Annotated in this window: 20 protein-coding genes; 2 read left to right on the top strand and 18 right to left on the bottom strand. The window is 49.5% G+C overall.

All coding sequences use genetic code 11. From position 1 onward, the window contains the following. Positions 1-171 precede the first annotated feature (171 nt). Together JTN23_RS15800 and smpB are read right to left on the bottom strand one after the other, a co-directional pair. Entirely contained in the window at positions 172-684 is a 513-nt protein-coding gene (locus JTN23_RS15800) for an HNH endonuclease (protein ID WP_247235839.1), read from the bottom strand. A gap of 149 nt (positions 685-833) precedes the next feature. Then, the gene (gene smpB / locus JTN23_RS15795) at positions 834-1,292 is read right to left on the bottom strand and encodes an SsrA-binding protein SmpB (RefSeq protein ID WP_247235838.1); all 459 of its coding nucleotides are present in this window, start codon (positions 1,290-1,292) and stop codon (positions 834-836) included. Positions 1,293-1,352: 60 nt separating this feature from the next. On the opposite strand from smpB, the gene JTN23_RS15790 reads away from it, so the two are divergent. Next, positions 1,353-1,829 (top strand): nuclear transport factor 2 family protein, encoded by a 477-nt coding sequence (locus tag JTN23_RS15790; protein WP_247235833.1) that lies wholly within the window; start codon positions 1,353-1,355, stop codon positions 1,827-1,829. 4 nt (positions 1,830-1,833) lie between these two features. On the opposite strand, the gene JTN23_RS15785 is transcribed toward JTN23_RS15790, so the two are convergent. The 3 genes from JTN23_RS15785 to JTN23_RS15775 all read right to left on the bottom strand — a co-directional run bounded on the left by JTN23_RS15785 (position 1,834) and on the right by JTN23_RS15775 (position 4,470). Beyond that, on the bottom strand, positions 1,834-2,811 hold the full coding sequence (locus tag JTN23_RS15785) for a radical SAM protein (RefSeq protein WP_247235831.1): 978 nt from the start codon (positions 2,809-2,811) through the stop codon (positions 1,834-1,836). A gap of 4 nt (positions 2,812-2,815) precedes the next feature. Then, positions 2,816-3,658, bottom strand: a complete 843-nt coding sequence (gene accD, locus JTN23_RS15780) for an acetyl-CoA carboxylase, carboxyltransferase subunit beta (RefSeq protein ID WP_247235829.1) — start codon at positions 3,656-3,658, stop codon at positions 2,816-2,818. 110 nt (positions 3,659-3,768) lie between these two features. Continuing rightward, positions 3,769-4,470: a DNA alkylation repair protein gene (locus tag JTN23_RS15775; protein ID WP_247235827.1), complete on the bottom strand. Its 702-nt coding sequence runs from the start codon at positions 4,468-4,470 to the stop codon at positions 3,769-3,771. 77 nt (positions 4,471-4,547) lie between these two features. Between JTN23_RS15775 and JTN23_RS15770 the strand changes: the two genes are divergently transcribed. Next, on the top strand, positions 4,548-5,090 hold the full coding sequence (locus tag JTN23_RS15770; RefSeq protein ID WP_247235825.1) for an NADPH-dependent FMN reductase: 543 nt from the start codon (positions 4,548-4,550) through the stop codon (positions 5,088-5,090). A gap of 75 nt (positions 5,091-5,165) precedes the next feature. Here the strand turns inward: JTN23_RS15770 and ftsZ are convergent, their stop codons facing one another. From ftsZ to JTN23_RS15705, 13 genes are all read right to left on the bottom strand, one after another. Then, on the bottom strand, positions 5,166-6,677 hold the full coding sequence (gene ftsZ / locus JTN23_RS15765) for a cell division protein FtsZ (RefSeq protein WP_247235823.1): 1,512 nt from the start codon (positions 6,675-6,677) through the stop codon (positions 5,166-5,168). Positions 6,678-6,713: 36 nt separating this feature from the next. Then, complete coding sequence (gene ftsA, locus JTN23_RS15760; protein WP_247235822.1) at positions 6,714-8,066, bottom strand: cell division protein FtsA; 1,353 nt, start codon at positions 8,064-8,066, stop codon at positions 6,714-6,716. 19 nt (positions 8,067-8,085) lie between these two features. Then, on the bottom strand, positions 8,086-8,862 hold the full coding sequence (locus tag JTN23_RS15755) for a cell division protein FtsQ/DivIB (RefSeq protein WP_247235821.1): 777 nt from the start codon (positions 8,860-8,862) through the stop codon (positions 8,086-8,088). Between the two features lie 27 nt (positions 8,863-8,889). Continuing rightward, positions 8,890-10,287 carry a UDP-N-acetylmuramate--L-alanine ligase gene (murC, locus tag JTN23_RS15750; protein ID WP_247235820.1) on the bottom strand — a complete coding sequence of 466 codons (1,398 nt, stop codon included), beginning with the start codon at positions 10,285-10,287 and terminating at the stop codon, positions 8,890-8,892. Positions 10,288-10,332: 45 nt separating this feature from the next. Then, positions 10,333-11,433, bottom strand: coding sequence for an undecaprenyldiphospho-muramoylpentapeptide beta-N-acetylglucosaminyltransferase (gene murG, locus JTN23_RS15745; protein ID WP_247235819.1), 1,101 nt, complete (start codon positions 11,431-11,433; stop codon positions 10,333-10,335). A 6-nt stretch (positions 11,434-11,439) separates the two neighbouring features. Continuing rightward, on the bottom strand, positions 11,440-12,591 hold the full coding sequence (locus JTN23_RS15740) for an FtsW/RodA/SpoVE family cell cycle protein (RefSeq protein ID WP_247235817.1): 1,152 nt from the start codon (positions 12,589-12,591) through the stop codon (positions 11,440-11,442). Positions 12,592-12,604: 13 nt separating this feature from the next. Beyond that, positions 12,605-13,960, bottom strand: a complete 1,356-nt coding sequence (gene murD / locus JTN23_RS15735; protein ID WP_247235816.1) for a UDP-N-acetylmuramoyl-L-alanine--D-glutamate ligase — start codon at positions 13,958-13,960, stop codon at positions 12,605-12,607. A gap of 183 nt (positions 13,961-14,143) precedes the next feature. Continuing rightward, positions 14,144-15,121 carry a DUF3078 domain-containing protein gene (locus JTN23_RS15730; protein ID WP_247235815.1) on the bottom strand — a complete coding sequence of 326 codons (978 nt, stop codon included), beginning with the start codon at positions 15,119-15,121 and terminating at the stop codon, positions 14,144-14,146. Positions 15,122-15,305: 184 nt separating this feature from the next. Then, positions 15,306-16,142 carry a translation elongation factor Ts gene (gene tsf / locus JTN23_RS15725; protein WP_247235814.1) on the bottom strand — a complete coding sequence of 279 codons (837 nt, stop codon included), beginning with the start codon at positions 16,140-16,142 and terminating at the stop codon, positions 15,306-15,308. A 186-nt stretch (positions 16,143-16,328) separates the two neighbouring features. After that, on the bottom strand, positions 16,329-17,141 hold the full coding sequence (gene rpsB / locus JTN23_RS15720; protein WP_247235813.1) for a 30S ribosomal protein S2: 813 nt from the start codon (positions 17,139-17,141) through the stop codon (positions 16,329-16,331). Positions 17,142-17,309: 168 nt separating this feature from the next. After that, positions 17,310-17,696: a 30S ribosomal protein S9 gene (gene rpsI / locus JTN23_RS15715; RefSeq protein WP_247235812.1), complete on the bottom strand. Its 387-nt coding sequence runs from the start codon at positions 17,694-17,696 to the stop codon at positions 17,310-17,312. Positions 17,697-17,729: 33 nt separating this feature from the next. Continuing rightward, positions 17,730-18,173 carry a 50S ribosomal protein L13 gene (rplM, locus tag JTN23_RS15710; protein ID WP_247235811.1) on the bottom strand — a complete coding sequence of 148 codons (444 nt, stop codon included), beginning with the start codon at positions 18,171-18,173 and terminating at the stop codon, positions 17,730-17,732. Positions 18,174-18,325: 152 nt separating this feature from the next. Beyond that, positions 18,326-23,365, bottom strand: coding sequence for a PA14 domain-containing protein (locus JTN23_RS15705; RefSeq protein ID WP_247235810.1), 5,040 nt, complete (start codon positions 23,363-23,365; stop codon positions 18,326-18,328). Positions 23,366-23,626: the final 261 nt, after the last annotated feature.

The raw sequence follows: 23,626 nt of genomic DNA, 5'->3' as shown, positions 1-23,626 counted from the left end.
CTACATCAGCCTCCGAGCTAAAAGGCTGAAAATTAGTGATACATGCTATTACTCTCGTAAAAATAGACCGCAAAGATAGGAAAATTAAAAAAAAGGAAAACACAGAGGCTCAAGTTTTTACGAATTCTGTAAAAACTTGAGCCTCTGAACTATATAATACAATCGGCTTGCTTAGTAGATGGCTTCTTTGGCGCCCAGGTAAGGTAGCCAGCCATCGTCCACAACGCCCGAAAAGTCGCGCAGGAACATCAGGAAAGAAGGCTTGAAGGGGCGCTGACGTAAGGGCATATTCGCCTCTTCGGGTGTATAGTCGCCTTTGCGGGAATTGCAGCGCTTGCAAGCGGTAGCCAGGTTGTCCCAGTTGGTTTTGCCACCACGCGACTTAGGTAGTACGTGGTCAAGCGTAAGATCGTCGCTGGTACCACAGTACTGACACCGGTTACCATCCCGCTTAAAGATGTTCTGCCGTGTCATCATAACACCGCGATAGGGTAAGTGGACGTAGCGATGCAGACGAATAACAGTAGGCATAGGAAACACCTCCCTTACACTCCGTAGTACATGGGTGGATGACTCTGCCAACAACTCCGCCTTGTTCATATAAACCAGCAAAAAAGCCTTAGGTACCGAACAAACACTTAATGCACTGTAATCTTGATTAAGAACCAAAACTTTCCTGCCCATGGATCTAGATATGATTTCTTCCTACCAATATATGCATTTCCCCTCATTAATAACGTAATAGTCAGGTTAAATGTTGGTAAAATCACCAAAGAGCAGCAGAAGAAATAACTTTGGCAGACGGTCGTTCTCAACCCGTAATCTGCAGGTTGTTAAAAACCCATCCGGTCAGTTTCCCGTTTGATATCCTTCTCCTTGATTGACTCCCGCTTGTCGTAGAGTTTCTTTCCTTTGGCCAGTGCTACCTCCAGTTTGGCGAGCCCACGGTCGCTGGTGTATAATCGAACGGGAATAATGGTCAGTCCCTGATCTTTCAGCTTATCATTCAGGCGACGTAGTTCGCGTTTGGTCAGTAGCAGCTTGCGGTCGCGGAGAGGCTCGTGGTTATAATGGGTACCTTCGGTATAGGGAGAGATGTGCATGTTCCGGATGAATAGCTCCTCCCCCATGAACAGGCAGTAGGCATCCTGGAGATTGGCCTTTCCCTGGCGGATAGATTTGATTTCGGTACCGGTGAGCATCATCCCAGCCGAGAATGTTTCCAGAAAAAAATATTCAAACGAGGCACGGCGGTTCTCGATGTTTACCTTTTTAGCTATTTTGTCGGACATTTTATTGTAATTCAGAAAGGATTGTAAAGTTACTCCATTCAAAAAACTATACCAATTTCTATGATAGTGTCACTCCTACGGGCAGCGCTTGTGGCAGGTACCATCGCTGCTTTTACTTCTATGCCCGTAAAGGCGCAAACGAAGAGTGAGGAATCCGCTGCACGAGCCGTGGTAGACCAGCTGTTTACAGGTATGCGGTCCGGTGATTCGTCCCTGGTACGCAGGGCCTTTCTGCCCGATGCCTCCCTGCAGTCTGTCACTACTGCATCTGATGGTACCGTGAAGGTACGTAAAGATGCCATTGAGGGCTTCATCAATGCCATAGGTACTCCACACGATGAGGTGTGGGATGAACGTATCTACAATGTAAAAGTACAGATAGACGGACCTATGGCGATTGTATGGACGCCATACAAGTTTTATATAGGGAGCAAGTTCAGCCACTGCGGCGTCAATGCCTTTACGCTGGTCAAAACTACGGAGGGATGGAAGATTGCCGGTATTACGGATACCCGCCGGCGCGACAACTGCCTGTAAGGTGTCAGAACCTGATCATTTGCTTCCAGGTACCTTTGATGCGGTTGTACTTAAGGGTACTTGGCAGCGCCTTCCACCAGTACTTGTTTAGTTCAACGGCAAAGGAAGGCTGCATGTAGCAGTTGATGGCGCAGCCCTCACAGGCCGGCAGACGCCCTTCCAGAGCCACCAGCTTCTGTACTTCTTCGGACAGGTACAGGTCGTGGAGGTTGCCTTCAATAGGGAGTTCTTTCAGCCCCAGATGGTAGCAGGGCAGTACCAGCTTATTCTCAGGTGATATAACCAGTGTAGTACTACCGGCTTTGCATACGGGAGCTTCGGTATGGTTGCCCCCGTCGAGCCGTAGCTGCACAAAGGCTTCGTTGAGGTATACATTCTTCTGCTTCCCCCACTGTACCAGTTCGCGTAAGGCCTCTTTGGACAAGTTGCCCCCGACCGTATTATACTCAAATACCGGGTTCAGAATCAGCACCAGGTTATTGGGCAAGCAAACCTCCTCCCACACCTGTCGGATCTGATGTACATTGCTTTCAAAAACGGTGAAGATGATATCGGGGCGCTCCCCAAGGCTCCGGGCTACCTCGATGGATTCCATTACCTTGTCATAGCACTTGACACCGCGTGAGAGATCATGCTCTTCACGATGAGGGGAGTCGAGGGACAGGTGCAGCATATCGATCAGCCCCCGGAGCTTTTGGGCGTACTTTGGGTACAACAGTCCGTTAGTAGTAACGGTAGTGATCATACCCAAAGCCTTGGCCTCACGCAGTAACTCATCGAGCTGGCGGTGCAGCAGGGGCTCACCACCTGTAAAGTCTACTACTTTTACACCCAGTCGTTTCAGGTCCCGGAAGTTCTGCCGCGCGTTCTCGACGGTAACGTACGGCGAGGGACGCTCCCAGATGTCGCAGAAGCTACAGGTAGCGTTACAACGGTACGTTACGTAGTAGTTGCACAACACAGGGTGGGAAACCAGGCGCATAGGGTTAGCTTAGTATCTTCAGCAAGCTGCTCAGCTTATCTTTCAGGTCTTTGCGATCTACAATAAAATCAAGGAAGCCGTGCTCAAGTACAAACTCAGCACTCTGAAAGCCTTTAGGTAAGTCTTTACCGATAGTTTCCCGTATAACCCGGGGGCCGGCAAATCCGATAAGAGCGCCCGGCTCAGAAATGTTGAAGTCGCCCAGCATAGCGTAGGAAGCTGTTACACCACCCGTCGTAGGATCGGTCAGCAGGGAGATGTATGGAATCTTCGCCTCCGAGAGCAGCGCCAGCTTAGCGGATGTCTTGGCCATCTGCATCAGCGACAGACCCGCTTCCATCATACGGGCACCCCCCGAACGGGAGATCATGAGGAAAGGCTGCTTGTGCTCCAGCGAATAATCAATAGCCCGGGAGATCTTCTCACCTACTACCGAGCCCATTGACCCTCCGATGAAGTTGAAGTCCATACAGGCTATGGTGATATTCTGATCGTTCATCTTACCATGCGCAGTACGTACGGCATCTTTAAGGCCGGTCTTGAGCATGGTAGTACGGATACGGTCCGGATAGGGCTTGGTATCTATAAACTTAAGGGGATCACCTGACCGCATGGTAGCATCCAGTTCGGTGAAGGCATTATTATCAAACAGAAGCTCAAAGTAGGCTTCCGAGCCAATCTTATCGTGGTAGTTGCAGTGCGTACACGTGTAAGCATTCATCTTGTGCTCACGCGTGTGCGTAATTTTCTTACAACTGGGACACTGATACCAAAGCCCATCGGGGGCTTCGCGTTTCATTTCAGTTGGGGTATTAATCCCCTTTTCTTTCCGAACAAACCAAGACATAAGCAGTAGTAGGTTAATCGCGCAACCTCTAAGAGCAACACCTTCTGACTCTTAACGGTGAACTCACGACATAATGAGGCTTCAAATATAGTAATAAATGTATTGTAACCTCAAAGAGAGAGGTAGTATTGACGCCGGGAAGGCGGGAGCCGCTCGATGGCATAGCGTAATGAAGTACGTGGTACCTCACGGATATGCTCATGCAAAAACTCCTCCAGCACGTCCAGATCACGCTTTCCTACTTCACGGAGCATCCACCCTATGGCCTTATGGATCAGGTGGTGGGTATGCGCGAGCAGTACCCGGGACACGGCCAGTGTATCCTGGTACTCCCCTTTACGAATATAGTAGTGGGTGGCTACTATGGCTATCCGCTGCGTCCAAAGATGAGGCTGTCGGGCCATGTCCAGCAGCCTACTTCGGTCCTTGTCGTATAAGTACCTACCTACTATATCCCGGGCCGAGGCATCTACCAGGTCCCAGTTGTTGATGTACTCGATGTTACTGAGGTACATATCGTAGAGCTCCCTCTGCCCCCCGGCCGAAGCCTTGGCAAACTGTTCGACTATAATCAGCAGGGCCGTCAGCCGGCACTCGTGAATAGGGTCATGAAGCAGGAGGAGGAGCTGATCAGCGGGCAGCGTGCGCCAGCGGCGAACTACCTGGCGTACCTGCGGATTGGATACTCCCCAAAACTGATCGCCTTCGGCGTACTGGCCGGGCTTTGCCTGAAAGTACCCAGCCACAAACCCAGCTCTTACCGGATCAGCGAAAACCTGTAGCTCAGACCGGACAGCTTGAACCAAATCCATAGGAAATTGTTTTTTCAACTATATCGTATTAAAGGCGCCATTGCCTTGTTCCCTTACTTGCTTCTTACCAGGAAACCATGACCGATCCTGCTACTCCCATTGTAATTATTGTAGGTACTAACCGCCCTCACTCCGTATCACGTCAGATAGCCGACTACTACCAGCAAATACTTCACCGCAACGGAGCTACCAGTACCATACTGGACCTGCACGACCTCCCGGCTGACTTTACGGTATCTGCTTTGTACAGTAATAATGGTAAAAGTGAAGCATTTAACCAACTCAGGAAACTGGTTGATGAAGCGGAAAAATTTGTATTTATCGTACCTGAATACAATGGTTCCTATCCGGGGGTACTGAAGGCATTTATAGACGGACTCCCCTACCCCAATAGCTTTACAAACAAAAAAGCAGCTCTGGTTGGTCTCTCGTCCAATCCCCAGGGAGCCATTATCGCGTTGAGTCATCTTAATGATGTATTCAGCTATCTGGGTATGAATACCCTGGCTCTGCGTGTAAAGCTGGGACAGATCAGGAGCTATTTCTCCAACGGTACTATTACCAACGATCTATACAATGAGCTGCTGGATATGCAGGCGCAGCAGTTGATCCGGCTTTGACAGGTAGTACGTACCACCAAAAAGAAGAGGTGCCTTCTCCGGAAGGCACCTCTTCTTTTTAAAATTATCCGGTAGTTAGTTTAACCGGTGTTGTTCCATCTCATGGGCCGGAATAGCAGGACGCCGACAAAGCTCAATCTGGCTGCGACGATAGGCGGGAGATTCGAGCTCGGAATACTTGATTGCTCCATCCCGGAAGCGTCGTACCATATCGCGTATCCGCTGCCGCTCCTCATTTGACCAGCCGTCCACTGCTTCTTCGTACCCATAGGAAGTACTTGCGGAAGCCGGCTCATCTATGATAACAGTAGGTTCGTCCATCATTACCACGTAGCCTCCCCCTGATACACCACCGGTGGGTGTTTCGGCCTCGGATTTGATAGCGATTGGTTGCTCTTCTATCTTAGGAGGTAACGGGCGAGGATTCTCTATTACCTCATTGGGCGTATAAGTTTCTTCTGTTTGTACAACAGTAGATACTACTGGCTCAGGTGATACTACGGGTTCAGGCGTAGGCTTAGGACGAACAGGAATAGTAACTCCCGGAACGGGTGACTCGATACTATCAAAGCCAGCTGCCACTATGGTTACCCGTAGTCTGTCGCCTAGTGAGTCGTCAGTGATCGTACCTAACTTGAACATACGAGCCTCGCCCTGCACCTGCGAAAGTACATACTTCCATATTTCACGCTGCTCGCGCATGGTAGCTTCCTTCTTCTTACTGGTAGCCAGGGTTACTAATATACGCTTGGCACCCGTGATCGTACGATCGTTCAGCAGCGGAGAATCCAGCGCCTGCTTGATAGCCTGATACGCTCTGTCTTCGCCTTCGGCATCGGCCGTTCCCATTACCGACTGTCCGGCGCTTTTGAGTACCTTCTCTACGTCTTTAAAGTCGGTGTTGATATTACCACTGGTGGTAATAATCTCGGAAATACTCTTTACGGCATTAAGAAGTATGCTGTCAGCCTCGGCAAAGGCCTGCGTCAGCGTCATATCTTCGAACAGTTCTTCGAGCTTATCGTTCAGAACGACCAGTACTGTATCGCTATACTGCTTGAGCTGCTCAATACCTTCCAAGGCCTGCTCTTTCTTGTCAAGCCCCTCCCAGGTATAGGGTGCCGTTACTACCGCTACGGTCAGCTTCCCCATCTCTTTAGCCACCTGGGCTATAACAGGAGCCGCACCGGTACCCGTACCACCACCCATACCGGCCGTGATGAATACCATCTGAGTAGCGCCTCCCAGCAGTCCCTTGATCTCTTCAATGGTCTCCAGGGCTGCTTCGCGACCTTTAGTAGCGTCAGTACCCGCTCCTAATCCTTGAGTCAGATTAGCACCGAGCTGAATTTTGATAGGAACAGGGCTTTTGTGTAATGCCTGCCGGTCGGTATTACAAATAGCGAATTCTACATCTTTGATTTTGTTCTCAAACATGTAGTTGACTGCATTGCTACCACCGCCTCCTACTCCAATCACTTTAATGATGGAGGGTTCCAGCGATCCGTTTCCACTCGCGATAGTGTTTTTCACGATATCATTCACAATGTAATCCTGGTCTAAGGCGCTGAGTAAGTTCTTATTCATGATCCTAATGGGTAGGGTGAACGTAGCATCTTATGATTATTCATATTCCCCTATATGGTCGGAGTCTTTACGTCCAAATAACTTTCCAAAAATACTAACTCCACTACTTTCCTTTACGGGTGCTTTCACAGGTTGCGGCTCTATCCGTTGGGAATAGCTGTAGCCACTGGGCTCGCTGGATTTACATACTGATTTGACACGAGAATCTATCGGCCTCATGCTGGCCCACGCTAATCCGAGTGCGGTGGCGTAGGAGGTATTACTTACAGCATCGGCCTTGGGTGTATGAGCCAGCCGCTCAGGTATACCTACCCGCACGGGCATTTCATCACACACTCTACTAAATAACTTCTCAATGTCAAAGATGTTTGCGGTACCTCCGGTAAGTACAATTCCACCGATGAGTTCATCGGCATAGCCTGACTCCAGAATTTTGGCATACACCATGGCGGCTATCTCCTTGAGCCGCTCTTCGATGATCAGTGCTACGTTCTTTTTCAACACCTGCTTAGGCGCACGGCCCGCAAGGTAGTTGACAAGTACTTCTATATTCAGCGGAGTATCTTCCGACAGAGCGGTACCGTACTCTTTCTTCAGCTGCTCGGCATTGTCAGGCTGTATACCACATCCTACCCGCAAGTCCGAAGTAATGTGACGGCCTGCTATCGGGAAAGTAGCAATGTAACGTAATATACCCTCATGATAGATAGCCAGATCAGTAGTATGATCACCAATATCTACCAAAGCGATTCCCGCTTTCATTTCTTCTTCTTCCAGTACAGCCAGTGCGGTTGCTACCGGCGCGTACAGCATTTTGTCGTAGCGCAGGCTTTTATCAGCCATCGCCAGACTCTTGATCGTACGCTGGATGGACTGGTTATTGGCAGATACTACCAGGAAATCCCCTCCCAGCTTGATACCTGTACGCCCTACCGGCTCCCGTACGCCTCTGGTGCCATCCACCACAAACTCCTTCGGGAACACGTGCATGACGTCATAGTTGGCTTCTGTTTTGGCACGGAACATATCGTCCACGAGCTGATCCACGTCGCGCTGGGTTACTTCATCACCCGCCGATGACGTCGGACGGATCACACCGTCGTTCTGCTCGCTTACTTTTACATGCATTCCACCAAAGCTGACATTTACAAGACCAATGTCCAGGTCCGACAGCACCGATACCTCATGCAGGGCCGTGCGAATGGCATCGCCTACCTGCTTTACATTTTCGACCGAGCCGTTCATCACAGCTCCCGGGGCGATTGGCACTTCACTGAATCCCAGTATTTCAATCGTATCCCTCTTAGAATAAGGCGAACCCTGAGCAGCCACTACGGCTACCTTAGTACTTCCAATGTCTACACCTACTACAATGCTGTCGTTTGTCATGCTTCCTGGTGTGTTATTTTTATTCGCAAACAATCTGGTCCTGAAACTTAATACTTATACGTGAATAGCGTCCCCAATCCGATGCCATTACTTCTTTATAAAAAATATGAAGTTTATCCAACTTCGATTTAAAATTATCGGCAGGCCCCAGTTCAATCCGCTGATCACCCAGCGCGGTCAACAAAGTGATTTCTCCGTCACTGGATACCATCATCTGGGTAACCTGTGCCTTCCAGAACTCGTCCGAGTTAAGATAGCGTATCAGCTCCAACACCGGCTTACCACGCTTGCCGTGCAGGTGGTTGTAATTCTGAAAAAACTGACCCGACACCAGTAAAGTACGAGCCGTGTAACGATCGGTGAGCGGTAGATAATTGCCTTCTTCGTTAATATAAAATCCGGCCGTCTTACGCCATTCTCCTTCGCGGGAGGTAGCGATCCAACGGGCCAGCGGCATTTCCTGCTCCACTTCAATTACCAGGTTTCCCTCCAGATCACGGTAGGCCTGGCAATTTCTTACCAATTTATTTCTTTTTACACGATTTTCTAACTTTCGGAGAACTAAATCTCCCTGACGGCTCCCCTGTAACGGGTCGCTTCCCTGATTGGTGAGCAAGGTTTCTACATCAATCGGGTTAATAAAGCGCATCCCAGATTCGTAGTCAACCTTCACTATCAGATTTTTACACCGCTGCCTGCTGAGCTTGCGCTCTGCCATGCTTACGCAAAGCAGGGGTACAAGCAGCCATACGCCTCTTCGTAGCCATTTGCCGGAATACTCAAATTTACGTAACATGGCAGCAATATTAAAATGCTTTACGTATTAATTCGTAAAAGGAGTGACAAGTACTTCTTTAATCGGCAAAACTAATTTGTCAATATCCCCTGCTCCAATAGTCACTACCACGTCGGTTGGCTGGTCGAGCAGCTTCTCTAAAAGCTCTTCTTTTGAAACGATATACTTATCCGAAATGGATACTTTATCCAGTAGCATGTCGGACGTAACTCCTTCAATGGGCTGCTCCCGCGCCGGGTAGATATCCAGTAACAGGAGCCGGTCGGCCAGTGACAAGCTTTGTCCGAATCCATCGGCAAAGTCGCGGGTACGGGTAAAGAGGTGCGGCTGGAAAATGGCTGTAATGTGCCGCCCCGGATACAACGCCCTGACGGACGAAAGGAAGGCCTCAATCTCGGCCGGATGGTGGGCATAGTCGTCGATAAATACCTTCGACTCATCTTCCAGTACGTACTCGAAGCGACGTTTTACGCCCCGGTAGGTACTTAGTCCCTGCCGGATCTGCTCCGGCTCAACGCCTAGTTTGAGAGCGACGGCCGTGGCCGCCAATGCATTCTCAATATTATGGTAGCCGGGTACCATCATAGCGACGTTGTCAATAACGCCACTCGGATATACGATATCAAATACAAATCGGGCATTCTCGATGCGAAGGTTAGTACTGTGGTAATTTCCTTCGTTCAGTGAGTATACCTGCACCCCCTCAGCCCTACTGTCGGCTACGGTGAGGCCTTTTTTCATAATGAGCGATCCACCGGGCTTGATCTGCTCTACATAGGCCCTAAACGACTCCAGCACGGCATCGTGTGCCCCGTATATATCCAGGTGATCGGCATCGGTAGACGTAATGATAGCCAGGTCGGGGTACAGCGTCAGAAATGACCTGTCAAACTCATCCGCCTCGACCACACATACAATCTCCTCCGGATTATCCGTAGGATCATTGAGTAAGAAGTTGGTACCGTAGTTCTGGGTAATGCCTCCCAGGAAAGCCGTACAATTGACACCTGCACTCCGTAGCAAGTGTGCTACCATGGAGGAGGTGGTAGTTTTGCCGTGGGTACCTGCCACGCCCACTGTGCGCAGGCTGCGCGTGAGCCAGCCCAGTACCTGTGACCGTTTCTGAACGGCAAACCCATGCTCCCGGAAGTAGGCCATCTGACGGTGATTCGCGGGTACGGCTGGCGTATATACTACCAGGGTTTGACCCGGATCGGCCAGAAAGGCCGAAGGTACGGTGGTTATATCATCTTCAAAGGAAATATAGATCCCCTCCTGCTCAAGACTATCAGTAAGCGTAGTGGGAGTACGATCATACCCGGCAACAGGAAAACCATTGGTGTTGAACCAGCGAGCCAGAGCGCTCATGCCGATACCACCTATTCCGACAAAGTATACGTACTTCCAGTCCGAAGTTAAATTCATGCTAAAGGGTTTATCGCGCTTACTAATAATTATATACTCAATATACTAGGCATTCATCAGCTTCTTTACCTCCTGGGCTATGTCCCGGGCGGCATCCGGCCGCGCCAGCGTCTGAATATTCTTTTTCAACTCAGCCTGCTTCGCCGGGTCTTCCATCAGCCGGATAGCCGTCTCCACCAGTTCGTGTTTCGCGTTGGCATCTTGAATAAGCAGGGCGGCATTTTGCCGTACCAGACTCATGGCATTTTTGGTCTGATGGTCTTCGGCTGCCGCCGGAAAAGGCACTAGTATGGCCGGCTTAGCCGCCAGACAAAGTTCCGATACAGACAGAGCGCCCGCCCGTGATACGACTACGTCGGCTACGGCATAGGCCAGATCCATCTCATACACAAAATCGAATGCCTTAATCCGTTCCGTGCGCGCCTGCTGTATATGTTCTCTGGCGGTATCAATATAAAGCTTCCCTGTCTGCCATAGTACCTGGTAACCGGCTTCGCTAAGCTTCTTGAGTCCGGCACTTATGCTCTCATTGATGGTGCGGGCCCCCAGGCTCCCTCCCATAACAAACAGTGTCTTCCGCTGGGAGTCTAGTCCGAAGTGCCTGAGGCCTTCGGCCCGCTTGGCATTGGCATTGATAATGTCGCTACGTACCGGATTGCCCAGCAGCTTAATCTTGCTTTTTTCGAAGAATGCGTCCATGCCCGGATACGCTACACAAATGGTACGTGCTCTTTTAGAGAGTATTTTATTGGTAACTCCGGCGTATGAATTTTGTTCCTGAATTAAGGTGGGAATTCCCATTAGTGAAGCGATCATCAACAGGGGCCCACTAGCAAATCCACCTACGCCTACGGCCACGTCAGGCCGAAACTCCTGAATCACCGAACGTGCCTTCAGGAGGCTGCGCGTAAGCTTGATGGGAAAAGCCAGATTGTCGGCCGAAAGCTCACGCTTCAGACCCACTATTGGCAGAGCAATGATGCTATACCCAGCCTTGGGTACCTTCTCCATTTCCATCTTGCCCTCAGCCCCCACAAACAAGATCTCGGTGGACGGGTCCTGCTCCTTAAGAGCATTGGCAATGGCAATGGCAGGATAGATATGCCCGCCGGTTCCTCCACCGCTGATAATTACACGCTTTGGCATGGTTGATTAAATTGTTTTTTCGTCAAGCTCACCGCGGCTTACGCTCAGGATCATCCCTATGGCCAGCGCCGTAAAGAGCATAGAGGTACCTCCCTGGCTAAAGAAGGGCAGGTTTTGCCCCGTGACCGGCAGTAGCCCCACCGTTACGGCCATAGTGGAAAAGGCCTGAAATACTATACTGAACGTAAGACCTGCAGATAGTAAGCCTCCAAAGGGCCTCTTTGTTTTTTCTATGGCTTTCAGGCCCCGGTACAACAGCACCAGGTAAGCCAGTATCAATAAAGTACCACCAATCGTGCCACACTCTTCTACCGTAACGGCATAGATAAAGTCTTTTTGGGGCTCCGGCAGGAAGCGCCGCTGGCGACTCTTGGCGATCCCTTCCCCGTAGACACCTCCCCGCGCCATAGCCATATACGACTGCTGCGACTGGTACACTACGGTATCTTTATTGAAGAAAGTCTGAAGTCGACTCTGAGCCGTGCCTGATCGTTGAGTAGCTCGCAGCATGATGGCGGTAGAGGCAAAGAATATTAGTCCAAGCCCCGTAAAGACTAGGTACCTCATAGGTACTTTGCCTACGTACATCAGGAAAAAGCAAACCCCCACCAGTAGTATCGCCGTCGACACGTTACTTGGGAATATGAGCCCGCACACCATACCTATCAATAGCACCGGTTCGGTTAGTAGCTCCCGGGTGCTCCACCCTCCCTTGATATGGCGCGCCAGTACCAGCGACAGGTGCGTGATAAGGGCAACTTTGGCAAACTCGGAAGGCTGGAAACGCTGCCCGATCAGAGGGATTTCGATCCAGCGGGAGGCGTCATTTACTGTTTTACCATTGAAAGCGGCAAATAATAAAAGGGGTACGCTAATCCAGACACCAATGCGGGAAAACCGCACAAAACGAGTGTAGGGAATACGGTGTACCAGTATCATCACTCCTAGCGCAAATACACTCAGTACGATCTGCTTGTACAGGTAGTACTCGGTATTGCCCTCACGGTACGTATAGGCATCCTTCACGGCCGCACTATACACAATAGGAATGCTACACAGCAATAGTCCCACGCTGACGATCCAGATATAGGGATCGCCTTTCAGATTACGGGCAAACCATCCCTGGGTATCTTCTCTTAGCTGCTGCAGTAGGTCCATACTTCTTCGGTTATTAAGAATTTTGGGCTGTTAACTGAGCCACTGCTTCTCTGAATTTATTGCCGCGGTCTTCGTAGTTACGGAACAGGTCAAAGCTGGCACAAGCCGGCGACAGCAGTACTACATCTCCGGGAGCTGCCCATTCCTGTGCTTTCAGCAGGGCATCCTGGAGGTTCTGGGTAGCGTACATAGCTGGTACTGTATCTGCAAAGTGGCTGGTCAGTTTACCCGTATCTGTTCCCAGAGCGATCAGGCCTTTTACCTTCTGCCGCACCAGATCGTCGATTTGGGAGTAGTCGTTCCCCTTATCTACTCCCCCGGCGATAAGAATGATGGGATTGTTGAAGCTTCCCAGCGCATAGAAGACTGAATCTACGTTGGTCGCTTTTGAGTCATTGATATAGCTAACGCCGTTGATGGACCCAACCGGTTCAAGCCGATGCGGCGCGTTCTGGAAGGTAAGGAGCCCGGCCCGAATCTGATCGGGAGCAATACCTACCGACTGCGCCACCAGGATAGCGGCCATGGCATTGATAGCATTGTGAGGCCCCTTGATAGGAAGCTCATCCACTATCTGCGCCAGTACCTGGTCATGGCTATGAACGTGCAGGGTACCTTCTTTCAGATAGCCGCCGGCTTCCACCGCTTTGGTGAGCGAGATAGGCCACTGACGTGCCGCCACTTCCCGTTTAGCCAGCTCAGCTACGATTGGCTCATTTTCGCAATAGTAGATGAAACTATCTGCCGGTGTTTGGTTCTGTATGATCCTGAACTTCGAATTAACGTACTTCTGGAAGTCGTACTCGTAACGGTCCAGGTGATCGGGAGTAATATTGAGCAGTACGGCTACATTAGCCCGAAAATCATACATATTATCCAACTGGAAGCTGCTCAACTCCAGTACGTAGTAGTCGTAGTTTTCTTCGATAACCTGCCGTGCAAAGCTATCACCTATATTACCTGCCAGCCCTACCGACAAGCCTGCCTGCTTAAGCAGATGGTAGATCAGTAAGGTAGTAGTAGTTTTACCGTTACTGCCCGTGATAGCAATTAGATGAGCATTGGTATAGCGGGCCGCCAGTTCAATCTCGGATATAACGGGTATACCCCGTCGGTGCAGCTCCTGTACCAGAGGTACTGTGTCAGGTATACCCGGACTTTTCACTACTTCATCCGCATCCAGTATTTGCTCGGGAGTATGCCCGCCCTCTTCGTAGGATATGCCTTCCTTCTCCAGTATCTGTCGATACTTTTCCTGTAAGGTACCTTTATCCGATAAAAAAACGGTAAATCCCTTAGCCTTACCGAGTAAGGCTGCTCCTACTCCACTTTCTCCGCCTCCCAGTATGGATATTTTTTTTTGCCCCATTCAGCTATTTAATTTCAAGTGTAAATTTCAGTCTTTTTTTAGCTCTAATGCAACAGCCGCTGGTTCTTTCCAATAAAAAAGTTTTTAATAAAACTAGCTCAGAAAAGGTATTTATGCTCCACTCTCTTTTAGCTATTCAGCGAATTATTCCAGCATATTTTTAACTATTGAATTTAAAAAATATTATAACTTATAAATAAACCCTAAAGCCAGTGACTGCGCATATTGTATCTGATAGCTCTGGTCCTCATCATAAACTACAATAGCCCCCAGATTGACATTAATGTACTTATTAACCTTAGCAGTCAGCGTAGCATCCAGTCGGTTGTCCATGGCTCCCAGATTGCGGTAGTTGGCAAATAGCAGGTACCTGAAACTTAGATTGACATTGGTAGCTATGTCTTTTTTGAAGTTAACTACTACCTGCATCAGCGCCAGTTCAGTGCGCATGGTTTGTCCGATTGGTACTCCGTAATTTTTCTGATCGGGTGTATTGACATATAGTCCCTTGTCAGCCACAATAGTTTGGCGTACGGCTCCGGGTGAGAAAGTGATAAAGAAGTGCTGGACCGGCTTGTATTCTATACCTACTGATTCTGTAAGATAGGCCGGAGAAAAGAATCCGGATACTCGCCTGGGAATTATATCTCCATCCAGACCTTCTTCGTACGTATAACCAGGCGCAAACTGGGTCAGCAGGTTGATATTGCCTATAAAGTTCCAGGACTTGGCCATCCTCCGGGAGTACTTGGTATCAAAAAATATCCGGTCTACGTTTTTGCGGCTTGCCTGCCCCCTGTTCTTGACTATACCGTACTGTGTCTGCAACTCATTACGCCACGACTCATCTTCTTTTCTGTACTCGATTACGGTATTAAAAAATAGACCTAAGGCTATAGAGTTTACACCACCGCCCGTCCAGTTGTTGCTGAACGAGCCTTGGTTGAGGTTGGCACCATATTCTGTTTTAGACTTCCAGGAGGTATCTTTTACAACTTCACGAGGCTTTATGATGATTGTATCGGCTGGTATAATCAGAGTATCTGGTTGTATAATCAATGTATCAGCCTTTATACCTGATGAATCGACCTGCGCAAAGACTACCAGAGAATTGAGAAAGATGGAGATAACAAGCAGTAGTCTGATAAAAAACTTTTGCATGAAATGGAGGGGTTGATGAAACTACAGTAGCTGTTTTACTAACCTGCTTTATTCAGGAATGGTTGTATAAATTTCCCGGCAGCTATGGATACCATTGTACTAATTTATGGGTCTTTTCTATAAAAAAAGCCTGGTATCGTACGATACCAGGCTTTTTTGTGAATTAGTATCTGCTGCTTACAGATTAACCACCGATCGCTACACGCTTGAACGCTTTTACGGTCAGGCCTTTGGAAGTTTTTTCCAGTAGCTGACGGATAGTCAGTGAAGAATCCTTCACGAACTCTTGATTCAGCAGGGTATTGTCTTTGTAGAATTTGTTGAGCTTACCCATAGCGATTTTCTCAAGCATAGCCTCAGGCTTACCTTCGGCACGAGCCTGCTCTTTACCTACTTCGATTTCACGCTCAACGATAGAAGCATCTACTTCATCCTTATCTACGGCAACAGGACGCATAGCAGCAATCTGCATAGCTACGTCTTTACCGAGTTCAGTAACATCAGCACCATTCACACCCTCGAAAGCTACCAGTACACCTAACTTACCGTTAGAGTGGATGTATGATACAACTTCGTCAGACGTTACATTTTCGTAGGCTATTACATCAAGCTTCTCACCCATTTTACCAACGAGCTCAGTGATCCGCTCGCTCAGTGTCTGGCCGTCAGCCAGAGTAGAAGACAAAAGCTCTTCTTTGGTAGCAGGATTTTGGGCTACTGCCTGATCCAGAATAGTCTGAGCCAGTGTTTTGAAGTCTTCTACGTTAGATACGGGCTCAGTTTCACAAGCCAGGGCGATTAATTTGCCGTTGGTCTTGTCGTCGCTGATATGTACCAGTACTTTACCTTCTGATGTAGTGTTATCTGCACGCTTAGCGGCTACCTTCTGTCCTTGTTTGCGAAGGATATCAACCGCCTTTTCAAAGTCACCATCCGCTTCCGAAAGAGCTTTTTTACAGTCCATCATTCCGGCGCCGGTCATTTGGCGAAGTTTGTTCACGTCTTGCGCAGTAATTGCCATGATTTCTGTGATTAATGTAGTGTTTAATTAAAATCTAACTTTATTTATTGCAGGTACCCCTGAGGAGTTAGTACCTTATTTTAAATAGAGTAGCCCATAGTGGAAAGACTACGGGCTACTAATCTATTGCTCAGATAGGATCGTTAAGTCCTGGTACCTGAACCATACGCTTTTATGCTGTATATATTACTCTTCGTCGCTATCTTCAACAACAGCGCTGGGAGCCTCTACAGTATCTTCCTCACCACCCTGATCAACCTGGCGCTTAGCCTCTTCTTCATCGGCCATACGCTGGTCATCTTTATCCTGCTTGCGCTCCATAAGACCTTCTTCGATAGCCTTACCGATTGCCAGCGTGATCAGTGAGATAGATTTGTAGGCATCATCATTACCTGGAATCGGGAAGTCAACCAGATCAGGGTTTGAGTTGGTATCGCAGATAGCAAATACCGGGATACCGAGACGCTTTGCCTCTGAAACTGCAATATGTTCGCGCTTAACATCGATTACGAACAGGGCAGCCGGGAGACGTGTAAGATCAGCTACACCTCCTAGCACCTTCTCCAGCTTCTCCTTTTCGCGGGAAAGCATCAGGCGCTCGCGCTTCGCTATGTTGTTAATCGTGGTTTCGTCTTTGAGCATCTTCTCGAGGCTCTGCAACTTCTTGAGCGATTTGCGAATAGTACCGAAGTTGGTGAGCATACCACCCAACCAACGCTCAGTTACGTACGGCATTTTAAGGCGCTTAGCCTCTTCCGTAACGATTTCCTGTGCCTGCTTCTTAGTAGCAACGAACATAATCTTGCGACCTGAACGCACGATCTGCTTGATAGCGGCTTCAGCCTGGTCAATGCAGCTCAGCGTCTTGTTCAGGTCAATGATGTGGATTCCGTTCTTCTCCATAAAGATATATGGAGCCATATGCGGATCCCACTTGCGGGTGAGGTGGCCAAAGTGCACACCTGCATCCAGGAGGTCTTTATATTCTACTTGTGCCATTTTAATGCTTTAGATTAGAATGTTTTGTTTTTGCAGCACGATACACCGGACACAGTAAGCATCGTCTGGACAAATATTTTTTGTTGGCAATACAAATGAATCAGGTAGTTGCACAGCGTTTGCCAGATATAGGCAGCAACAGTCTGATAACTCTGACCACAGATTGTATTAGCGCTTTGAGAACTGGAATCTTCTGCGAGCCTTCCGACGACCGTATTTCTTACGCTCAACCATACGAGGGTCGCGAGTCAGGAATCCTTCCTTCTTCAGTGCCGGACGGAATTCACCATTGTATTCAACCAGTGCACGTGAAATAGCCATACGAGCGGCTTCGGCTTGTCCTGTGATTCCGCCTCCACGTACGTTTACTTTTACATCATAGCTGCCGCCACCGTTGATGGTAGCAAAGGGCTGCTGTAGTACGATCTGGTGTACTTCAAAAGGGAAATACTCTTTGTAGTCCCGTCCGTTCACCTGAATCTCACCTTTTCCGGGCGTCATATAGATACGGGCCACGGCGGTTTTTCTTCTGCCTATCTTGTTGATAACTTCCATTAGTTCGCTTTTGCGTTATTCGTTGTCAACGACTTACAACTTAACTTCTTTGGGTTGCTGTGCAACGTGCGGGTGCTCAGCACCGGCATACACATGAAGATTAGTGAACAGGCGACGTCCCAGACGGTTTTTAGGAAGCATACCTTTCACGGCCTTCTCAATTACGCGCTCCGGGTGCTTCGACAGCAGCTCACGAGGCGTCTGAAAACGCTGACCTCCTGGGTAACCTGTGTGACGGACATAAATTTTGTCGGTCATCTTGTTACCGGTCAGCTTTACTTTGTCGGCGTTGATAACGATAACGTTATCACCACAGTCAACATGGGGAGTGAAGCTTGGCTTGTGCTTGCCACGGATGATCATAGCGATCTGGCTGGCCAAACGGCCTAGCACTGCTCCTTTGGCGTCGATCACGACCCACTCCTTATTTACTGTGTTTTTGTTCGCCGAGATGGTTTTGTAGCTTAACGTATCCACGATTAACAAAAAAAGAATTATAAATTGATTTTCAGTAAATTACTATAAAAAAATGCAGTCCCACCTCAAAATGGGACTGCAAATATAGAGGTTAACAAATTGAATTACAAGTGGCTGTTAAGAAATTATCCCCCAACAGCCACCGTAATTATTTAGTGGGTTACTATTATTTTCTTTGTTTCGAGACTATTAGCCTTTTTCAGCTGGATAATGTAGATACCTTCTGCTGAATGAGAGAGGTCTATTTTCTCCTGATGCTGTCCGGCTCCTTTGATCTTCTGCTCGTAACGGCTCACACCCATCATATCCACTACTGAAAGCACGGCCTCCTTCTGCTCTTCTACGTAGAAGCTTACCTCCAGTTCGCCTTTTGTTGGGTTAGGCCAGGCTGCCATACGCTGGTCAGATACCACTTTCAGCTCCGTGTTGGCCATACTCACTTCTTTTACCTCTTCCTCCTCCTCAGCACCGGTGCGTGCATTCGATGAGCATTGGAATACCTTGAATGAGTTACTCAATGTATAGCTACATCCATTTACCCGGACACTGATGTTTCTGTTCTGGCCATTCTTCAGTTGCGCAGGAGTACTTATCTGGAACCCGTGGTTACCGTTGCCCTTGCCAGCGTTGAGGAGGTCCTGACGGAAGTTGCCCGCTGTGATTCCACTTTGAATCAGGGTAGCACCATTGAAGTTATCATAGATATCTATTTTGAGTACCGCATTTGGATTGCTTCTGTCGTACACCCATCCCGATATGATACCACAATCTGCAACATCCAGGAATCCTTCAAGAGTAGAGCAGTTGGTGTTGGCATCGGTCCGATCTGCATTGGTAACTGTAACTGTCACACTAGCTCCAGGGCTCGTACAACCGTTAACGTTACAGGTAGCGGTGTAGCTACTTGTCTGACCAGGGCTCACGCTGATGCTGTTGCCGCTCTGTCCATTCGACCAGCTGATAGTACCCGTACAGCCGCTGGCGGTTAGGGTCGTGCTCTGACCAGCAGTGATAGTAGCGACATTAGCTGACACTACTGGCGCAGCTGGTGCCACGCACGCACTGTTGCTGCTTGTATAAGGTGACAGTACCGAACCAGGTACAATCTCAGCTGGTGCAGAGGTAGACTGTCCAGGCTTAGACCAGCCTACGGCCAGGTTATCTCCACCTTCACCTTCTTTATGACGGATCTCGAAGTAGTAGCGCTGGCAAGCCGTCAGGTTGATGGTTGCTGACTTCTGGTTCGACTCTCTGTTCCATTGCAAAGGATCGGTCCATCCTGTCACTCTGGCTATACGTTGCATACCGGCTGGATCTTCGCTGGTACTTAGCCACAGTTCACTGTTATCGTCGCTGGAAATCCAGAATGTGTAGCTACCTGTCTGAGGCGCTGTAATGTAGCCCTGGATCTGCTGCCCATAGGCGTCACCCCAGTTCGTCTCAGTCCGGAGTTCGGTCAGGTTGCTGGTGGTGTTAGGAGCTTTGGTAAAGCTGTTGGTCTGATTAGCTAGGTCGCTGATGGACGTACCACCAATGCCGGTCCAGCGCTTACGAGTAGCATAGCCTGCTGCAGGAGTATTACAGTTGTTATTCTGTTCCGCTGCCGGCGTATTCACCGTAACAGTGACGCTGCCGTTAGAGCTGGTACAGCCGTTGGCGCTGCAGGTAGCGGTGTAGGTAGTAGTCTGACCAGGGCTCACGCTGATGCTGCTGCCGGTATGACCCGTTGACCAGGTTACGGTACCTGAGCAGTTGCTGGCAGTAAGAGTCGTGCTCTGACCAGCGGTGATGCTGGAAGCACTCGCACTCAATGATGGGGCCGAAGGTGGCGTACAGGCGGTGCTGCTGCATGATGACAGGTCAAGGCCTACAAAGTTGTGAGTACCCTGGCTGGCGCCGTGCCACATCTCTCCTACTGCTCCGTCCATGGCACGCTGGAAGCTGTACTTGGGATCGTTGTTGAAGTTGCCTGATGATCCGAATACGGTTCCCGACAGCTTCTGACCACCGTTGTAGAATTCCAGCTCTACCAGCTCACCGGCACTGTTGGGAGCGGCGACAAAGCGTACGTAGCGGTAGCTGGTCGAGTTGCTGAAGCTAAACTCCTGCCACTTGCCATTCCCATCTGTTGTAAAGTTATAGAGGTTGGTCCAGCTGTTCTGGTCGTTGCTACCCTGCAGTCTGGCGCCATTCAGGCGGTGGAAGCAGCAGTCGGTACGGAATACCAGGCGCACCTTGTTGACTACACAGCTACCGCTGACGGGTTGCTGCTCGGGAGCTGGTGCCGGGGCATTCACCGTAACGGTCACGCTGCCGTTGGAGCTGGTACAGCCGTTAGCACTGCAGGTAGCGGTGTAGGTGGTTGTCTGACCTGGGTTCACGCTGATGCTGCTGCCGGTCTGGCCCGTTGACCAGGTTACGGTACCTGAGCAGTTGCTGGCGCTAAGGGTCGTGCTCTGACCAGCGGTGATGCTGGAAGCACTCGCACTCAATGATGGGGCCGAAGGTGGCGTACATACCGGGGCATTCACCGTAACAGTGACGCTGCCGTTAGAGCTGGTACAGCCGTTGGCGCTGCAGGTAGCGGTGTAGGTGGTTGTCTGAGCTGGGCTCACGCTGATGCTGCTGCCGGTCTGGCCCGTTGACCAGGTTACAGTACCTGAGCAGTTGCTGGCGCTAAGGGTCGTGCTCTGACCAGCGGTGATGCTGGAAGCACTTGCACTCAATGATGGGGCCGAAGGTGGTGTACAGGCGGTGCTGCTGCATGATGACAGGTCAAGGCCTACGAAGTTGTGGGTACCCTGGCTGGCGCCGTGCCACATCTCTCCTACTGCTCCGTCCATGGCACGCTGGAAGCTGTACTTGGGATCGTTGTTGAAGTTGCCTGATGATCCGAATACGGTACCTGACAGCTTCTGAACACCGTTGTAGAATTCCAGCTCTACCAGCTCACCGGCACTGTTGGGAGCGGCGACAAAGCGTACGTAGCGGTAGCTGGTCGAGTTGCTGAAGCTAAACTCCTGCCACTTGCCATTCCCATCTGTTGTAAAGTTATAGAGGTTGGTCCAGCTGTTCTGGTCGTTGCTACCCTGCAGTCTGGCGCCATTCAGGCGGTGGAAGCAGCAGTCGGTACGGAATACCAGGCGCACCTTGTTGACTACACAGCCGCCGCTGATGGGTTGTTGCTGCTCAGGAGCTGGTGCCGGCGCCTGTACTGGGGCATTCACTGTAACGGTGACACTACCGTTAGAGCTGGTACAGCCGTTAGCGCTGCAGGTAGCGGTGTAAGTAGTAGTCTGAGCTGGGCTCACGCTGATGCTGCTGCCGGTCTGGCCGGTTGACCAGGTCACGGTACCTGAGCAGTTGCTGGCGCTAAGGGTCGTGCTCTGACCAGCGGTGATGCTGGAAGCACTCGCACTCAATGATGGGGCCGAAGGTGGCGTACATACCGGGGCACTGCTGGTATAAGGTGACAGTACCGAACCAGGCACAATCTCAGCTGGTGCAGAGGTAGACTGTCCGGGCTTAGACCAGCCTACGGCCAGGTTATCCCACCAGTCACCATCCTTATGACGGATCTCGAAGTAGTAGCGCTGGCAGGCCGTCAGGTTGATGGTTACTGACTTCTGGTTCGACTCCTTGTCCCATTGCAAAGGATTAGTCCAATCTGTCACTCTGGCTATACGCTGCATACCGGCTGGATCTTCACTGGTACTTAACCATAGTTCACTGTGATCATCGCTGGAAATCCAGAAGGTGTAGCTACCTGTCTGGGGTGCTGTGATGTATCCCTGGATCTGCTGTCCGTAGGCGTCACCCCAGTTCGTCTCAGTCCGGAGTTCGGTCAGGTTGCTGGTAGTGTTAGGAGCTTTGTTGAAGTTGTTGGTCTGATTAGCCAGGTCGCTGATGGTCTTGCCGCCAATGTTGGTCCAGCGCTTACGAGTAGCATAGCCTGTTGCAGGAGTAGTGCAGTTGACCGGTGGTTCCTGCACAGGAGCAGGGGCATTGACCGTTACAGTAATGCTGGCATTCGGACTGGTACAGCCGTTAATACTGCATGAAGCGGTATAGGTAGTTGTTTGACCAGGGTTCACGCTAATGCTGCTACCCGTCTGACCCGTTGACCAGGTTACGGTACCTGAGAATCCACTAGCCGTAAGGGTGGTGCTCTGACCGTTTGTGATAGAAGAAGGATTTGCAGTAAGTACTGGTGCTGCGGGCGGTGTACAGGTACCACATGCAGCATTATCATTTATACCGCTGTCATCCAAGCTTACATTGACGGCCTTTGCATTAGAAGGGTTCTTATTGTACTGATCCAACCACTCCTGGTATATATTTCTTCCGGTTGCCGTAGTGAATCTATTATAGCTAAAGTTGGCATTGAAAATATCGGAAAAGTTGTAGTTAACTGAGCCCGTTGTAGGAAGTGGCGACATGGTTCCCTTACTACCTGCTATCCACTGATCCCGTACTTGGGTATACACAGAAGCCATGGCATACAACTTAAACGGATCACCTGTTACAACACAGAATACCTTGGCTCCGTGTGCGTAACTGCTATTAATAAATTCGGGAATCAGGTAGAATCTATCATCATAGGGCAATACTTCGTTCATAATCCACTTCCCGGGCAAGCTCCCACGAAGTATATCCATCGAAAATCGGTGGTCATAGGTATAGTCATCATTTACTTTCAATCCGTCAACTTTCTCCGTTAAATCTTTGAAAGCCATCGTTCCCCTTCTACGAGACATACCATCGAATGAGGAGCCAAAATCGAGTACAACCTTAATCCGTGAGTCGAAGGACTTAATATGCCCCGCCATCTGATCAATAAATTCCTTCAGCTTTTTATGACGGAAGGTATACCACCTCTTTCCCTGTTCAGAATTAAAATCTCTGGGCGCAACCATAGGGTCAGTACAGTATTTGTTCTTATGCCACTCACGGTATTGGTTTACCATATCATCAGAGTAATCCAAATCATAAGAGTAATTGTATTCCAGCTCCTGTGAGGTACCTGTTGTTACCGAAACAAATAGAAGCCTATTCTCATTAATCAGACTGCGGTACCTTCCCAAAACCTCACCAACAAATCCTTTAGCACGATCAATGGTCGATTGCTTCGAATAGCTAAACATACGGAATTGCCATCCACCCAGGTGAATATTACCCTCTGGCGTTTTCATGTGTGTACCAGCTCCCCAAAGATATTCTGATCTATTGGCAGGAAATCCAAAGCGATTAAGGTCAGCAGATCCAAGATGAATTCGTAAAGCTACTTTCATTCCTAATGATTTAGCTTTCTCTATTTCCTGATCTACCTGTTGCCAATAATCTGTTGGCTGCCAATTGGGATTTGTAGCACACTCACCATTCTTACATTTGATAACATCCCATCTTACCGTAAGATATACCGCGTTAAACCCTAAACTATGGGCCGCTTCAAT

This window comes from Telluribacter roseus (genome assembly GCF_017355915.2).
Lineage (GTDB): Bacteria > Bacteroidota > Bacteroidia > Cytophagales > Spirosomataceae > Telluribacter.
This window is presented reverse-complemented; position numbering and strand designations above follow the sequence as displayed.

Coding starts and splice junctions, on each gene's coding strand:
- JTN23_RS15800 (WP_247235839.1), bottom strand. CDS start 684: ATGGGCAGGAAAGTTTTGGTTCTTAATCAAGATTACAGTGCATTAAGT.
- smpB (WP_247235838.1), bottom strand. CDS start 1,292: ATGTCCGACAAAATAGCTAAAAAGGTAAACATCGAGAACCGCCGTGCC.
- JTN23_RS15790 (WP_247235833.1), top strand. CDS start 1,353: ATGATAGTGTCACTCCTACGGGCAGCGCTTGTGGCAGGTACCATCGCT.
- JTN23_RS15785 (WP_247235831.1), bottom strand. CDS start 2,811: ATGCGCCTGGTTTCCCACCCTGTGTTGTGCAACTACTACGTAACGTAC.
- accD (WP_247235829.1), bottom strand. CDS start 3,658: ATGTCTTGGTTTGTTCGGAAAGAAAAGGGGATTAATACCCCAACTGAA.
- JTN23_RS15775 (WP_247235827.1), bottom strand. CDS start 4,470: ATGGATTTGGTTCAAGCTGTCCGGTCTGAGCTACAGGTTTTCGCTGAT.
- JTN23_RS15770 (WP_247235825.1), top strand. CDS start 4,548: ATGACCGATCCTGCTACTCCCATTGTAATTATTGTAGGTACTAACCGC.
- ftsZ (WP_247235823.1), bottom strand. CDS start 6,677: ATGAATAAGAACTTACTCAGCGCCTTAGACCAGGATTACATTGTGAAT.
- ftsA (WP_247235822.1), bottom strand. CDS start 8,066: ATGACAAACGACAGCATTGTAGTAGGTGTAGACATTGGAAGTACTAAG.
- JTN23_RS15755 (WP_247235821.1), bottom strand. CDS start 8,862: ATGTTACGTAAATTTGAGTATTCCGGCAAATGGCTACGAAGAGGCGTA.
- murC (WP_247235820.1), bottom strand. CDS start 10,287: ATGAATTTAACTTCGGACTGGAAGTACGTATACTTTGTCGGAATAGGT.
- murG (WP_247235819.1), bottom strand. CDS start 11,433: ATGCCAAAGCGTGTAATTATCAGCGGTGGAGGAACCGGCGGGCATATC.
- JTN23_RS15740 (WP_247235817.1), bottom strand. CDS start 12,591: ATGGACCTACTGCAGCAGCTAAGAGAAGATACCCAGGGATGGTTTGCC.
- murD (WP_247235816.1), bottom strand. CDS start 13,960: ATGGGGCAAAAAAAAATATCCATACTGGGAGGCGGAGAAAGTGGAGTA.
- JTN23_RS15730 (WP_247235815.1), bottom strand. CDS start 15,121: ATGCAAAAGTTTTTTATCAGACTACTGCTTGTTATCTCCATCTTTCTC.
- tsf (WP_247235814.1), bottom strand. CDS start 16,142: ATGGCAATTACTGCGCAAGACGTGAACAAACTTCGCCAAATGACCGGC.
- rpsB (WP_247235813.1), bottom strand. CDS start 17,141: ATGGCACAAGTAGAATATAAAGACCTCCTGGATGCAGGTGTGCACTTT.
- rpsI (WP_247235812.1), bottom strand. CDS start 17,696: ATGGAAGTTATCAACAAGATAGGCAGAAGAAAAACCGCCGTGGCCCGT.
- JTN23_RS15705 (WP_247235810.1), bottom strand. CDS start 23,365: ATGAAAACGCCAGAGGGTAATATTCACCTGGGTGGATGGCAATTCCGT.